General features: G+C 67.1%; 11 protein-coding genes. 6 read left to right on the top strand and 5 right to left on the bottom strand.

Annotation, left to right across the window (positions count from 1 at the left end; all coding sequences use genetic code 11):
- Positions 1-65: 65 nt before the first annotated feature.
- Positions 66-404: a hypothetical protein gene (locus RM530_RS16820; protein ID WP_311366418.1), complete on the top strand. Its 339-nt coding sequence runs from the start codon at positions 66-68 to the stop codon at positions 402-404.
- Positions 347-550, top strand: a complete 204-nt coding sequence (locus RM530_RS19090; protein ID WP_432276112.1) for an IS4 family transposase — start codon at positions 347-349, stop codon at positions 548-550. The genes RM530_RS16820 and RM530_RS19090 overlap by 58 nt, the downstream gene beginning before the upstream one ends.
- A gap of 37 nt (positions 551-587) precedes the next feature.
- On the opposite strand, the gene RM530_RS16815 is transcribed toward RM530_RS19090, so the two are convergent.
- Positions 588-3,224 (bottom strand): M1 family metallopeptidase, encoded by a 2,637-nt coding sequence (locus RM530_RS16815; RefSeq protein WP_311366417.1) that lies wholly within the window; start codon positions 3,222-3,224, stop codon positions 588-590.
- 167 nt (positions 3,225-3,391) lie between these two features.
- Between RM530_RS16815 and RM530_RS16810 the strand changes: the two genes are divergently transcribed.
- Together RM530_RS16810 and RM530_RS18830 are read left to right on the top strand one after the other, a co-directional pair.
- Positions 3,392-6,019, top strand: coding sequence for a PD-(D/E)XK nuclease family protein (locus RM530_RS16810; RefSeq protein ID WP_311366416.1), 2,628 nt, complete (start codon positions 3,392-3,394; stop codon positions 6,017-6,019).
- The gene (locus RM530_RS18830) at positions 6,016-9,390 is read left to right on the top strand and encodes a UvrD-helicase domain-containing protein (protein WP_349256269.1); all 3,375 of its coding nucleotides are present in this window, start codon (positions 6,016-6,018) and stop codon (positions 9,388-9,390) included. Before RM530_RS16810 ends, RM530_RS18830 begins: the two co-directional genes overlap by 4 nt.
- Here RM530_RS18830 and RM530_RS16795 read toward each other — a convergent pair.
- The 3 genes from RM530_RS16795 to xerD all read right to left on the bottom strand — a co-directional run bounded on the left by RM530_RS16795 (position 9,363) and on the right by xerD (position 12,543).
- Positions 9,363-10,640 carry a Bcr/CflA family multidrug efflux MFS transporter gene (locus RM530_RS16795; RefSeq protein WP_311366415.1) on the bottom strand — a complete coding sequence of 426 codons (1,278 nt, stop codon included), beginning with the start codon at positions 10,638-10,640 and terminating at the stop codon, positions 9,363-9,365. The two genes, RM530_RS18830 and RM530_RS16795, sit on opposite strands and share 28 nt — an antisense overlap.
- A 5-nt stretch (positions 10,641-10,645) precedes the next feature.
- A complete protein-coding gene (locus RM530_RS16790) occupies positions 10,646-11,473 on the bottom strand; it encodes a DsbC family protein (RefSeq protein WP_311366414.1) in 828 nt (275 codons plus the stop codon).
- 119 nt (positions 11,474-11,592) lie between these two features.
- Entirely contained in the window at positions 11,593-12,543 is a 951-nt protein-coding gene (gene xerD, locus RM530_RS16785) for a site-specific tyrosine recombinase XerD (RefSeq protein ID WP_311366413.1), read from the bottom strand.
- A gap of 46 nt (positions 12,544-12,589) precedes the next feature.
- Here xerD and RM530_RS16780 point away from each other — a divergent pair, with 46 nt between their 5' ends.
- A complete protein-coding gene (locus RM530_RS16780) occupies positions 12,590-13,345 on the top strand; it encodes a lysophospholipid acyltransferase family protein (RefSeq protein ID WP_311366412.1) in 756 nt (251 codons plus the stop codon).
- Positions 13,342-14,424, top strand: coding sequence for a cell division protein ZapE (gene zapE, locus RM530_RS16775; protein ID WP_311366411.1), 1,083 nt, complete (start codon positions 13,342-13,344; stop codon positions 14,422-14,424). Before RM530_RS16780 ends, zapE begins: the two co-directional genes overlap by 4 nt.
- Before the next feature lie 69 nt (positions 14,425-14,493).
- On the opposite strand, the gene RM530_RS16770 is transcribed toward zapE, so the two are convergent.
- Positions 14,494-15,006: IS4 family transposase (locus tag RM530_RS16770; RefSeq protein WP_311366410.1), on the bottom strand; the 513-nt coding region annotated here is incomplete at its 5' end.

The following is a 15,006-nucleotide window of genomic DNA, read 5'->3' as shown; positions in this document are numbered from 1 at the left end:
CCCGTCCCGGAGGGCTGAGCGGCACGACCGGACACTGGACGACAAGGAAAAGCGCCAAGTGGCTGGTGAGCGTTGCCGCCGCCACACGGCTGCAACAGCAACTCCCCGCAAGCACCGTGGTCAGCGTCGGCGATCGCGAAGCTGATCTTTATGAACTGCTGCTCGCGGCACAGGGCCAGCCCCATGGCGCGCGGCTCCTGGTGCACGCCGAGCGGACCCGGCGCATGACCCAGGACCATGATGCCCTGTGGGATTTCATGCAGGCTCAGCCCGTGGCTGGCGTGCTGGCGCTGAGTGTGCCGCGCCGCGCCACCGCCCAGGCCCGCACCGCCCAGCTGCAGGTCCGCTGCACCGGCGTCCGACTCCCTCGACCGAGCCGACCCTGCGCCAGGCGCTGCGCATGATCGCTGCCCCGGAAGGATTCCTCGGACGCCAGTCCGACGGCAAACCCGGCCCCCGGACCGGCTGGCGCAGGCTCCAGCGCCTCGATGACATCACCCACATCTACCGCGCTTTCACGCATCAGCCCGCTTGCGGGAGAGGAGGATGACGCTCGCTGGACGAGTGCTGGAACAACGGCGCACGGCTTACCGCTTCGGGTCGGCCGCGCCCCACAACGCCTGGATCTGTGGCAGCAACAATTCGCGCCGCCGCGCATGGAAACGGATCAATTCGGCGGCTTCGTGCGAGGCATCGTAGGCCTCGGCCGGCAGGCGTTGCTTGACGAAGGCCTCCATTTCGTCGGCACGGGCAGAATCCGATGAGGCGGCGGCGACATGGCCGAAGAAGCCGTTACGCTGGAACGTGGCCAAACGCGCAAGGTAGTCGTCGGCATGCTCGGTGACGTACGTCCAGCTCAAGTCGGTGTGCCCGTCGGCCACCTGGAACGGAATACGCAGCGCGATCAGCGGTGAAAACTCGTCGGACAACGACAGCGCCAGCGTCCGCTCGGCCAGCTCGGGACTTTCGGCCCCGGCCAGCGCACCGACATACAGATTCTTCTCCTCGGTGGTCATTGCGGACCTGGCGCGCTGAAGCAGTATCTCGTAGGTCCTGGAACCGGCGTGCTTGCCGGCGATCCGGACGACGGTCCGGCGCAAGGACGGATCCAGCGCCTCCGGCCGATCCAGGAACGCCTGGAATCGGGACTGTGCTTCGTCGATGACGGCTTGGTCGCCGAACGCGGCCAATGCACCGATCAGCTTGGCGCGAAGCTTTCTGGTTTCGACCGGGTCGCTGTCCCGCACGGTCCAGCCCAGGACGCCGAACCTGGGCCGCAGCCGGGCCACCATCGCGCGGCGCAGCGCAGTCTGCACCGACGCGCCTTCGGCCGCCTCGTCCAACTTGGCGAAATTGTCCACCAACTCTTCCCAGACTGCGGTTTGCTGCTCGTCACCCAGCGCGTCGATGATGGGTAGATACTGTTCCAGTTCGAGCTGATCGTTGACCAGCAGCGCCCAGGAATCCGAAATCAGCTTGAGGCGGGCCGGGGCCGGAACCTGTGGCAGCTGACTCGTCAGAGCCTTCAGCAGATCGGGCGCATAGCGAACACGGAAGTAGCCCACCGCCTGCGGGTCCATCACCAGGGTTCCGGCGCAGGACGCCAGCTCGAAGTTCTTCTCGCGTTGATCGAGCAGCACGTATTCCGAATCACCGTCGCGCGTTCCCAGTTCGACCGGGATATTCCACAGGCGGCCCGAATCGGCATGTCCGTCCACACTGTAGTGGTTCTGGTTCAGGCTCACGATGCGGCGGCCGTCCACGCAGCGCGCCGCCACGGTGAGCAGCGGAAATCCTGGCTGCAGCGTCCAGTCACTGGCGATCTTGCGCACCGGCTTGCCGGACGCGGCTTCCAGCGCGGTCCACAGATCTTCGGTGGTGGTGTTGGCGTAGGCGTGGCGATCCACGTAGTCGCGAATACCGCTGCGGAAGCTGTCTTCGCCGAGATAGGTTTCCAGCATGCGGATGAACGATTGACCCTTGAGATACGTGATGTCGTCGAAGGCGTCACTGGCCTGGCTTTCGTTCTCCACGGTCTGCTGGATCGGATGCGTGGTCACGCGCGCGTCCTGACTCATGGCCTTTTCGCGATCGCCATTGGCATGCAGCCACACGTTCCAGTCGGGATTGAAGTGATCGCTGGCCTTGGTTTCCATCCACGAGGCATAGCCTTCATTGAGCCAGAGGTTGTCCCACCAGGCCATGGTGACCAGATCGCCGAACCACTGGTGCGCCATTTCGTGCGCCACCACGCGGAACACGCGCTGTTCGGTGTCATTGGAATCCTTCGCCGGGTCGTACAGCAGCGCGGTCTCGTTATAGACGATGCCGCCCCAGTTCTCCATCGCGCCGCCAAAGCCGCCGGGCATCGCCAACTGGTCAAGCTTGGGTAGCGGATAGGCGTGATCGAAGTAGTCGTTGTAGTAGTGCAGCAGCTCGCCGGAAATGCGCAGCGCGTACTCGGCGCTGGCCATCTTGCCTTCGGTGGCGACCACCGACAGCCGGATTCCGTCACGCTCGCCGCTGAGCGCTTCAAGTTCGCCAGCCACCAGCACGATCAGATAGCTCGGCATCTTCGGAGTGCGTCCGAACTGTACGCGCTTGAGCCCTCCGTCCAGAGTCTCGGTGTTCGCGACCGGCATGTTCGAATAGGCCGAAAAGCGCTCCGGCACATCCACGCTCATCTCGAAGCTGGCACGAAACACCGGTTCGTCCCAACATGGCAGCAGCCGCCTGGCGTCGGTCGGCTCCATCTGCGTGCCCAGCAGCAACTTCTCGCTGCCGTCCGGCGCCGGATAGCGGTCGTAGTAGAGCCCCTGCGCCTGCGCGCCGATCACGCCGGTATAGTCCAGCTCCAGTTCGTACTGCCCGGGATCAAGGGTCCGGTCGAAATCCAGGCTCAGCGTCTGTCGCTCGGCATCCACCCGTGCCTGGGCCATGAGATTTTCGCCGCCCAGCGCCGGGCCGCCGAGTTGCGCGCGCTGCACCTCAATGTCCAGGACGTTGAGCACGAGACGATCGGTTGCCTCCACCACGCGGATCGTGATGCTCTCATGGCCGCGGAACGTCAGCGTGTCGAGGTCCGGCGCGATGTTGAATTCGTAGTGCTCGGGCACCACGGTCTTGGGCAGCTGGCCCGGTGTGGTGGCGAATGAAAACGGCGCTTCGGCGTGAAGCGGAAAACTGACAAGCATGGTCGTGAGCACGACGACGAATCGAAGCATGAAGGAATCCGGTTGCATGCGGCGGTCGGGGGGAGACCCCTGCCGGGGGAATTGATCGACGACAGAGTCTAATGATGCCTGGGCAAGCGGACCGGTCGCAGCCGGTACGATTTTTTTGTGCGACGGCGTAAGCTCGACGATTCTCCCACCGGCTCGCGGATCCCTTGTTGACCCTCACAGCCAGCGATCGCCTCGCCAGAGCCCTGCGCGAAGACGATTCCATTGCACGGCGCGCCAGCGGCAGCTCCGTCTGGGAGGCCCCCGCGATCTTCAGCCTGCGCCAGTGGACACAGACCACCTGGGCCGCCGGCTGGCCCCAGGAACAACTGTTGCACGCCAGTCAGGAACTCGCCTTGTGGCGCGATGCAATCAGCGCGGACGAGGCCGGCGCGGCATTGCTGGCTCCCCTGTCGGCGGCACGCGAGGCGCGGCGTGCCGATCAGCTCGCGATCCGCTATCGCATGCGTCTGGAGCCCGCAGGCACCGGCCATTCCGGCAGCCTGCGCGAGGATCACGCCGCGTTTCTGCGCTGGCGACAGCGCGTACACGCACGCATGCGGCGCGAACACTGGCTCAGCGGCGCACAACTGCCGGAAGCACTGGCACGGCGCATCGACAGCGGCGTGGAATCGGTGCCCGCGAGAATCCGGCTGGCGGGATTCGTCAACGCACCTGCACCCAACGAACAGGCGCTGCTGGACAGCCTGCGTGCGGCAGGCAGTGACATCGACTGGGCGACGCCGGACACGCCACCCAGCCAGCTGCTCGCGCAGCGACCGGCCGACGCCGAAACACAATTCCGCAACATCGCCCTGGCGATCCGCGCGCAGCTCGCCCCGAGCGTCGGGCAAACCCAGGCACCGCCCCGCATCGTGGTCGCATTGCCGGACCCGGACGGCCGCCGAGAACTGCTTGAATCGAGTTTCCGGCCGATCCTGGCGCCGTGGCTGGAACAGGCCAGCGAAGGGCCACGCCCCTGCCCATGGCGCTGGGACAGCGGTCGCCCCCTGGTCGACCAGCCCTACATCGACGCGGCGCTGGCGGTCTGCGAACTGCGTCTTCAGGGCAATGCGCCGGCCTCGATCAGCCGTCTGCTGCTGTCGTCCGCGATCTGGACGGACGCCGAACGACTGTCCCTGGCGCGCAGCGACGAGCGTCTGCGCGATCGCGGCTGGCCGCAGATCCGCATGCCGCGCTTGCTCGAAGTGCTGGCGCCGCCGATGCGTGAACGCTTCGAGACGCTGGCGAACACGATCCGATCGGCCAGCGCGCGCGCCCTGCCCAGCGACTGGGCCACACACTACGACGCCAGACTGGAGACACTCGGCTGGCCCGGTTCGATGGCACTGGATTCCGCTTCGTTCCAGACCCTGCGCGAATGGCCGCGCCTGCTCGCCCGATTCTCGGCGATGGACGGCCAGCTTGGCCGCGTCAATGCCGGGGAAGCCCTGCTTTGGTTGCGCGAGCTGGCGCGCGCGACGCGCTTCGAAGTCCGCGCCGATCACCTGCAACCGATTCTGCTGATGCGGCTCGACGAGGCCGCGAGCCTGCCCTGCGACGTGCTCCACGTCGCCGACCTCGACGCCACCGCGATTCCGCTGCCGGCCGAGGCCTCGGCCTATCTGCCGCTGGAGCTGCAGATCGCCGCCGGCGTGCCGGGTGCCGCGCCGGCACCGACCCTGGAGCATGCGCGTGCCTTGGCGGCGGCCTTGCAAACGCGCGCGCCGGAGGTGCGTCTGTACTGCCCCGAAGTGGACGAACGCGGTGCCGAATTGTTGCCGTCTGCGCTGTTCGCCGCGGCGCCGTCGTGGCAGGCCGAGCCCTCACCGCGACTGGCCTGCGCACTGGATCACGAAACCGCGGCCGGTTCGCGTGCGCTGATCCCGGCCAGCGATCCGGTGCCGGCGGTATCGGCCGAGGAATTGCTGGGCCTGCGCGCCGATTCCGGTCTGTTCCGCGCCTGGTTCGAATCGCCGTTCTTCGCGTTCTGCCTGTATCGCCTGGGCGTACGCGGACTCGAGCTGCCGCGCCGCGGACTCGATCCACGCACGCAGGGTAATGTAGTGCACGGCGTGCTCGAAAGCGTCTGGTCGCAACTGCACGACAGCCAGGGTCTTGCCGCGCGCGACGCGGCAGCGCTGGGCGCGATGGTTGGCGAATCGCTGGATCGGCTGCTGGTGCAGCAGATGCCGGTGGCGGACTACGGCGCGGTGCAGGTCTCGCTGGAACGCGAACGCATCGCCGACGTGGTCGCGCAATGGCTGGCCCACGAACGTCGCCGTGTCGATGCGTTTCACGTCGAGCGCCTGGAGTCGCCGGTCGAAACGACGGTTGGCGGTTTGCCGCTGCGGCTGCGCATCGACCGCATCGACCGTATCAGCACACCCGACGGCGAACGCTGGATGGTGCTGGACTACAAGACCGGCCGCGAGGCCGACCCGCGCGGCTGGAACGTGGATCGCATGAGCGAGCCACAATTGCCGCTGTATGCCAGCCACGCGGTCGGCGCGGCCACCGGCGTGCCGCGCGTGGACGCGATCTGCTTCGCGCATCTCAAGGACGGCCATCCGGCGCTGTCGGCCCTGACCAACTGGCGCGAACGCCTGATCGAGGCCGATACCGGCAGCATCAAGCATGACTGGGACGAACTGCTGTCGCTGTGGCGCGCTGGTCTGGAACAGGCGGCGCGCGGCTTTCTCGCGGGCGAGGCGGTGCTGCGTCCCGATGTGAATGCGCGCTCCAACTACGCCGAGCTGCTGACGCTGGCCGGACGTGATCTGGACGACGCCGAATGAGCCCCCTGCCCGACGCCGCCGCGCGCGCCGAGGCGCTGGATCTGGAGCATCACATCCTGGCGATGGCGCCGGCCGGCTCCGGCAAGACCGGCCTGCTGGTGCAGCGCATGCTGCGCGCGCTGGCGACCGTCGAGGAACCCGAGCAGGTCGTCGCGATCACCTTCACCAACAAGGCCGCCGCCGAAATCCGCAATCGCGTGCTGGAGGCCTTGCGCGCGGCACTCCACGGTCCGGCGCCCGGCGACGCCCATGGCGCCGAATCGCATGCCGCCGCCACGCGTCTGCTGGCGCACGATCGTGCGCGCGGCTGGCATCTGCTGGACGCGCCGGCCCGCCTGCGCGCCACCACCATCGACAGCTTCAACGCCCAACTGGCGACACAATTGCCGCTGAGTTCCGGACTCGGCGGACCGGTGCGCATCGCCGATGATGCCTGGCCGCTCTACGCCGAGGCGGTCACGCGCCTGTTCGCGGAACTCGAAGACCGCGACCTCGCCGCCGAGGACCATGACGCCCTGCAAGTCCTGCTGCGTCTCGCCGACAACCGCATCGACCGCCTGCTGCCGCGTCTGGCGGACATGCTGGCGCGCCGCGAGCAATGGCTGCCGCGTTTGCTGCGCGCCAGCGACGAAGCCTGGGAATCCGCCGAAAGCGAACTGCTGCATCTGATGATCGAGCACAGCCTGCATGAGCTGCAGAACCTGCTCGGCGACGCCACCTGTACCGAACTGGTGCTGATCGCACACGAGGCCGCGCGACAACACGAACTGTTCGCCTGGGCCACCGACATCGAGGCCTGGCCGGACGCCAGCGCCGACGCCCTGCCGCAGTGGCGCCAGCTGATCGGCCTGCTGTTGACCAACAGCGACGGCCTGCGCAAGAAGGGTGGCATCAGCATCAGGAGCGGCTTCATCAAGGGCCAGGCCTACACCGCGCGCATGAAAGACCTGTGCGAAGCCTGGGACGGCGACGGCCGGCTCGAAGCCGCCTGTGTGGCGGTGCGCAAGCTGCCGGACGCGGACTATCCCGAATCCCTGCGTGAACTCAAGCGTGCGCTGCTGCGCGTGATGCGCCGGCTGGCCGCGCACCTGCGCATTGTCTTCGGCGAACGCGGCGAAACCGATTTCCAGCAGATCGCCCAATCCGCACTGGCGGCCCTGCGCCCGCCGGGCGAGCACGGCGCCGCCTACGGCGAGGCGCTGCTCGCCAGCGACCGCCGCATCCGCCATTTGCTGGTCGACGAAATGCAGGACACCAGCGAGGCGCAGATCGCGCTGCTGCTGCAACTCACCGAGGGCTGGCAGCCCGGCGACGGTCGCTCGCTGTTCCTGGTCGGCGATCCGCAGCAATCGATCTACGCCTTCCGCAAGGCCGAGGTGCGGCTGTTCCTGGACCTGTGGCGCGAACAGCGGCTCGGCGAACTGCCGCTGCGCTGCCTGGCGCTGTCCGCGAACTTTCGCAGCCTGCCGGCCGTGGTCGACTGGTTCAACGCCGCGTTCGAGCGGATCTTCCCGCCCCAGGAGGACGCCGATATCGGCCTGGTGCCGTTTTCGCCGAGCGTGCCGCAGCGCATCTGCGCGCCGGGCGGCGTCGAGATTCTCGGCTTCGCGCGCGAACAGGAAGACGCGGCTGCGATGCGCGTCGCCGCCGACGCGGCGCAACTGATTCAGGGCGGCAGCGTGGCCGTGCTCGGACGCACGCGCGGCGTGCTCGCGCCGGTGATCCGCGCCTTGCGCGTACGCGGCCTGTCTCCGGCCTGCCAGGACATCGACGCGCTCGCCGCCCTGCCGGCGGTACGTGACTACGTGGCCACGGCACGCGCGCTGTGGCACCCGGCGGACCGCCTGTCGTGGACGCAACTGCTGCGTGCGCCGTTCGTGGGCCTGAGCTGGGCGGACCTGCTGGTCCTGTCGCGCGCTCAGCGCGAGCGGCCCTGGCCGGAGCGCCTGCGCGAGCGCGCCGACGATGCCGCGCTCAGCGAGGAAGGCCGCGCCCGAGTCGCGCGCCTGCTGGCTGCACTCAAGGCCTGCGCGCGCGACGCCGCGCTGCGCACCCATCTCGCGGATCGCACCGAGGCCTTGTGGCAGGCGCTCGGCGGGCCCGGTTGTATCGATCGCGATGAACTCGACGATCTGCGCGCGACCCAGCGCCTGTTGCGCCAGCACAGCCGCGGCGGTGCAATCGCCGATCTTGAAGCGCTGCAACGCGGCCTCGACCAGCTCTATGCCTCGCCGCGCGCCGGCCAGATTCAGGTGATGACGGTGCACAAGGCCAAGGGCCTGGAATTCGACCATGTGCTGCTGGTCGGTACGCACAAGGGCCCGCGCAACGAAGACAAGCCGCTGTGGCACCTGCGCGCGCTGCGCGGCGCGGAACTGCTGGTCCCGCAGCCGCCGCAGACCCTGGCCGAGGACGACCCCGCGCACCGTCTTTATGACTGGGTACACGAACAGCACGTCGCCGAACGCCGCGCCGAAACCCTGCGCCTGCTCTACGTGGCGGTCACTCGCGCCAAGTGCAGCCTGCGGCTGTACGCCTGTGCCGACACCGACGATGCGGGATTGCCGAAATTCGCCGCCCATTCGTTCGCGCGCCTGCTGGAACCGGTGATCGCGCCGCAATGGAGCGCCTTCACGCAGACCGCGGACAGCGAAGCCGCCGCCGATCGGGACGCCTCGGTGCCGCGCGCGCCGCGTCTGCCGCTGAACTACCGTTTCGAGCCGGATCTGAGCGGACTCTATCGCCCGGTCGAAACCCGGACCCTCAAGCCCAGCGAAGCGGTGCTCGACGCACAGGACAACAAGCTTGAATGGCGCGCCGAGGACATCGCGCCGGGCGACATTTACGCCCAACTCGTCGGCACGCTCTATCACGAGACGCTGGAGAAGATCGCCAAGGACGGCCTCGCGGCCTGGAGCGACCGCGGTGCCTCGCGGCGCGATTCCCTGGCCGCCGGCTTGCGCCGCATGGGCCTGCCGGCGCCACAGGTGGCTGCCGCCGTGTCACGCGTGCTGGAATTGGTGGCGCGCACGCTGGACAGCGAACGCGGCCGCTGGATTCTCGACGCCAAACCCTGGGCCCGCAACGAGTATCACCTGGCCGCCTATCTCGACGACCGCTGGGTCTCTGCGGTGATCGACCGCTGTTTCGAGGACGCCGACGGCACGCTCTGGATCATCGACTACAAGGCGGCGGCGCGGCCGGTCGAGGCTTCGCTGCTGGACGCGTACGTGGCGCAGGCCGGGCAACGCTATGCCTCGCAGATGGCAGTCTATGTGCGCCTGCTCGGCGGCCTGATGCCGGGACGTACGATCCGCGCCGCGCTGTACTTCGCCGAGACCGCTCAGTTGCTCGAAGCCGGCGCCGCCTGATCGGCCAGCGCGCGGCGCGCGGCGCGCTGGCCCATGCGCAGGCATAGCGCGCTGAGCACCGCCCAGACCAGGATGATCCCGGCCATCGGCAAGGCCGTGCCGTTGGCGAACAGGCCCACCAGCGCCCCGCTGAGCGCACCAGCGCCCAACTGCAACATGCCGGTCAAGGCCGAGGCGGTGCCGGCTTCCCGCCGGAACGGCGCCAGCGCCAGCATCGTGGCGTTCGGCGCCATCATGCCGAGGCTGCACAAGGTCGCGAACAGCGGAATCATCAAGGCCGTGATGCCGCCCCACTGCGTGGCTGCCACCGCCACCAGCACCAGACTCGAAACGCCATAGAGCATCGAAGCCTTGGGCAGGATCGCCTCCGGCTCGAAACGACGCAGCAAGCGCGCATTGACCTGGGACGCGGCGATGAAACCCGCGGCATTGATGCCGAACAGCACACTGAAACGCTGCGGCGAGACCCCATAGAGTTCGACGAACACGAACGGCGAACCCGCGATATAGGCAAACATTCCGGCGAAACCCAAACCGCTGGTCAAGGCGAAGCCGATCAGACGACGGTGACGCAGCAGACGCCAGTAGTCTGAAATCACCCGCCTCAGCGCCAAACGCTGCGCGCGCGCCTGCGGCGGCAGGGTTTCCGGCAGCATGCGGTGTACGGCAAAGAGGCAGGCGACGCCCACCAGACCCAGAAACACGAAGATCGCCCACCAGTCGGCGAACAGCAGCATCTGTCCACCCAGAGTCGGCGCGAGGATCGGTGCCGCGCCCATGACCAGAATCTGCATCGACAGCACCCGCGCGCCCTCGCGCGGCTCGAACAGATCGCGCACGATCGCGCGGCAGCAGACGATACCGACCGCACCGCCCAGTGCCTGCAACAGGCGCCACAGCATCAGCTGTTCCGCGCTCGCGGCGATGGCGCATCCGAACGAGGCGGCGATGTACAGCATCAGGCCCAGCATCAGGGGGCGGCGTCGACCGAAACGATCGATCAGCGGCCCATAGACCAACTGACCGCCGGCCACGCCGATCATGTAGGCGCCGAGCGTGAGCTGGATGCTGGCCTCACTGGCCCCGAACACCTGCGCGAGCCTCGGGAAGCTCGGCAGATACATGTCGATCGACAAGGGACCGAACGAAGCCAGGGCGCCGAGCAGCAGCACCAGCGCGCGATGCGATCGTACCTTGGGCGCTACCGGCGGCGCGTCTGGGTTCGAGGAGTGCTCATGGCCGTCGGCCACGTCGATCAGGATTTGGCCGGGACCGGATCGGCTTTCGGAGCGGAAGCGAGGCGCGCTGCCAGCGCGGCCGCCGGCAGATAGCCCTGCACGACTTCACCATCGTCGAGCACGATCATCGGCGTGCCACGCAGCCCCATCTCCTGCCCCAGACGATAGTCGTCCATGACCGGGTTCTCGCAGGATTTGGCCTCGATGCTGGCGCCGTTCTTGGCCGTGGTCATCGCGGCATGCGGGTCGTCGGCACACCACACCGAGACCGCCTTGTTGAACGAGGGCGAACCGGGCCCGGAACGCGGATAGAACAGATAGTTGATCTTGATGCCCTTCGCCAGATAGCTGTCCAGCTCGGAATGCAGCTTGCGACAATAGCCGCAGTCGACATCGGTGAACACCCAGACCGAATGCCTGACCGGAGTGCCGGACGGCGGCGCATAGGAAATCACGTGATCGTCCCGCAGGGAGTCCAGGATCGCCACACGCTGCGCCTTGCGGCGCTCCTCGGTCAGCGCGACTCCGGTCTGCAGATCGATCAGATCGCCTTCGATCAGGTAGCGGCCACTCTCGGAGACGTAACCGAAGACCTGCCCGCTCTGGATTTCGAAGATGCCCGGCATCGGCGTGCCGCGGATCGCGTCGGGCGTCAGTTCCGGCAGATGCGCCTGCAGATTGGCGACGATCTGCTCGCGCTCCTGTTCGCTGACTTCCGGTGCCACTTCCAGAGCCACCGGCGCTGTGGCCGGCTTGGTTTCGGTCGCGGGTTCGGCGGGCTGGTCTCCGCCACAGGCGGCAAGACCAAGAGACAGCAGAAAGCTGAGGCGCAGTATCGGTTTCATCGGGCGGGCACGAAACAACATGAGGGGCGCGAGTATGACAAATTTGAACCACGCAAGTTCTCGCACATTCAATCCTGTTGAAGTCGCGGCCTGAACACAGCCTGAACACGGGTGCGCCGTCAGCCGCGCGGATGGTGCCGGGCATGCAGGCTCTTGAGGCGCGCACGCGCCACATGCGTGTAGATCTGCGTGGTCGACAGGTCGCTGTGTCCCAGCAACATCTGCACCACGCGCAGGTCGGCACCGTGATCCACCAGGTGCGTCGCGAAGGCGTGCCGCAGGGTATGCGGCGACAGCGTCTGGCGGATGCCGGCTGCCTGCGCATGCGCCTTGAGTCGCAACCAGAAATTCTGGCGGCTCATCGCTCCACCCTGCTGGCTGACGAACAATACCTCCGAGGCGCGGCCCCGGATCAGGACGGGCCGCGCCTGTTCAAGGTAACGGCCGAGCCAATGATCGGCCTCGTCGCCCACCGGCACCAGACGCTCGCGCCCGCCTTTTCCGACAAGCTGAACCGCCTGCGCATTGGGACTGTACTGATCGGATCGCAGGCTCACCAATTCGGACACGCGCAGACCGCTGGCGTACATTAATTCCAGCATCGCGCGATCACGCAGTCCCAGCGGTTCCCCGACCGGGGGCGCGGCCAGCAGACGCTCGACATCATGTCCGGACAAGGTCTTGGGCAGCGGGCGACCGAGCCTGGGACCGCTGATGCGCGCGCTGGGATCGTCGCGGCGCTCGCCGTCACGCAGCAGCTGCTGATAGAAGCGGCGCAGGCTGCTGAGCAGGCGCGCCTGCGTGCGCGCCGCGAACGGCCAACCGTCCGGCTCGCGCGCGCGCCACGCGAAATAGGCTTTGAGGTCCGCCTCGCTGGCACGCTCCAGACTCCGGTTCCGACCGAGCAGCCAACGCGCCAGCAGGCCGAGATCGGAACGGTAGGCCGATTGCGTCTGCGCCGACAATCCCTGCTCCAGCCACACTGCGTCGACGAAGCGCTCGATCCGGGCCTCGTCCTGCGCGGCTGGCCGCGGCGGCAGCAGGGATTCGGCATAGCGGTGTCTGGGCATGCGTCGGTACGCCGGAAGCGGAAATGCTTTCTATAATCGCAGTTCCATGATTCCGAATCTTCTTCGTCGCCTTTACGGGCTCTATGCGCTGACACTGGCGGTTCTCGTGCTGCTGCTGATCGGCGCCCCGCTGGCGCTGCTGATGCCGGGCCTGCGCCAACGCCGCTGGGTCGGTCGCAATGCGGTGCATGTCTGGCTGTGGTGCGTAGGCACGCCGCTGCGCGTGAAAGGCCAGGAACGGCTTCCCGCGGAACCCTGTGTGGTCGTCAGCAATCACGCAAGCTATCTTGACGGCCCGCTGCTGATGGCCGGCCTGCCTTGGCGCTTCACTTTCGTGGTTCAGCACGGGGCCGCCAACTGGCCACTGGCCGGGCGCGTGATCAAGGCCATGGGCGTGCGATTCGTCGAACGCGAGTCCAAGCGCGCCGGCGCCGCACAGTTGCGCACGCTGATCCGGCGTCTGGGTCAGGGTGAGTCGCTCGCCGTTTTCCCCGAGGGAACGTTCAAGGCGGATCCGGCGCTGCTCAAGTTTCACGGTGGCGCTTTCCTGATGGCGGCGCACGCCGGCGTGCCGGTGGTGCCGGCCGTGATCCGCGGCAGCCGCCGCTTTCTCGGAGACGGACAGATACTGCCGAATCCGTCGCGGCTGGAGGTCGAGCTGTTCGAGCCGGTCCACGTTTCGGGTACGGACCGAGCCTCCGTGGCACTGGCCTGCCGCCTGGCGCGCGAGACGATCCTGCGGCACTGCGGCGAAGTCGACGGAACCCATGCGAATGCGATGGAGTATCCTTCGCCGCCGTGAATGACACTCCCCTCGAACGATATCAGCGCGACCTGAAGCGCAAGGGCTTCGTCGCGGATATCGCGCAACAACGTGCAGTCGACAGCCTGCAACGAGTCTACGACGAGCTGAACGCGCCGCGCCCGAAGCTGCGTTTCAGTCTGCGGCGGCCTCGCCCGGAGCCGGTACAGGGCCTGTATCTGTGGGGCGGCGTCGGCCGCGGCAAGACCTACCTGATGGACTGCTTTTTCGAGACGCTGCCGCTGCGCCGCAAGCTGCGCACGCACTTCCATCGTTTCATGCTGGATGTTCATCAGCGGCGCAAGCGCTACCTGGAAGAACAGGACCCCGTGGCGCTGGTCGCCGAGGAGATCGCGGGTGAAGCGCGCGTGCTGTGCTTCGACGAATTCTTCATCTCGGACATCGCCGACGCGATGATCCTCGGCCGCCTCACCGAAGTGCTGTTCCGCGAAGGCGTCACCCTGGTGGCGACCAGCAACGTCGAACCGGACGGTCTGTATCGCGGGGGCCTGCAGCGCGAACGCTTCGTGCCGGCGATCGAGCGCATCAAAGCCAATTGCCGCGTGCTGCACGTGGACAGCCCCAACGATTTCCGCCTGCGCGCACTCACCGCGGCACCGCTGTACTACACACCGGCGAACAGCGAAGCCGAAGCCGCATTCCGGCGGATGTTCGAGCGGCTATCCGGCGACACTTATGCTCAGGATGTGGAAATCGACATCCTCGGACGGCCGGTGCTGACGCGACGCGTGGCCTCCGACGTCGTGTGGTTCGACTTCAAGGACCTGTGTCGAACAGCCCGCGCCGCGGCGGACTACATCGAGCTGTCGCGCTGCTATCACACGGTGCTGCTGTCCGGCCTTCCGCAGTTACGCGAAGCCGACGAGGACACCGCACGACGCTTCGTCAATCTGGTCGACGAGTTCTACGACAGGGGCGTCAAGCTGGTGATCGCCGCGGACGTTCCGATGCTGGAAATCTACGCGGGCCGTCGCCTCGCGTTCGAGTTCCAGCGCACCGAGTCGCGCCTGATCGAAATGCAGTCCGAGGAATATCTGCAGCGACCGCACCTGACTTGAACTGCTTGGTTTCGCGCAGAGACGCAAAGCCGCGAAGTAACCATCCCCCGGCAAAGCCCTGTCTCTTGATCACATCTGCTTAGCCATCTGATAGCCCTCGACACGCTCCTGGAGGCGCACCCATCCCTGCCAGAGGGTGTCCCATCCCGGACGTCCGGTGCGCTTGGTGTTGGCGAATCCGCCCAGTCTGGCGATCGCCAAACACGCCCAGCGTAGCGAGGGAGGCGTATCGGGAAGCGGGCGACGCTCGCTGGAACGCCACAGGACGCTCCACTGCTCGGGGGTCAGCACCGTATCGCAGGATCGCATCGGCTCGCTTTCCGCCGGAGCATCCAAATGCTCGCGCAGTTGCAGCAGACGCACGGCCAGGAAGGCGGTGATCACCAGCATCCGTTCCAGATTCTCCGGGCTCTGAAAGCGTTGTCGTTCAACCCCGATGCCACTCTTCCAGGCTTTGTGGTACTCCTCAATGCGCCAGCGCAAGCGGTCAAGGTGCTGGGCCTGGGCTTCGGACAGGTCGTCGCGGTTGCGCAGCAGCAGGTAGCGCGTGCCACTTCGTCGACGCCCAGCAGGCGCACGCCG

Source organism: Banduia mediterranea, assembly GCF_031846245.1.
In the GTDB taxonomy this organism is placed as follows: Bacteria; Pseudomonadota; Gammaproteobacteria; order Nevskiales; family Nevskiaceae; genus Banduia; species Banduia mediterranea.
This window is presented reverse-complemented; position numbering and strand designations above follow the sequence as displayed.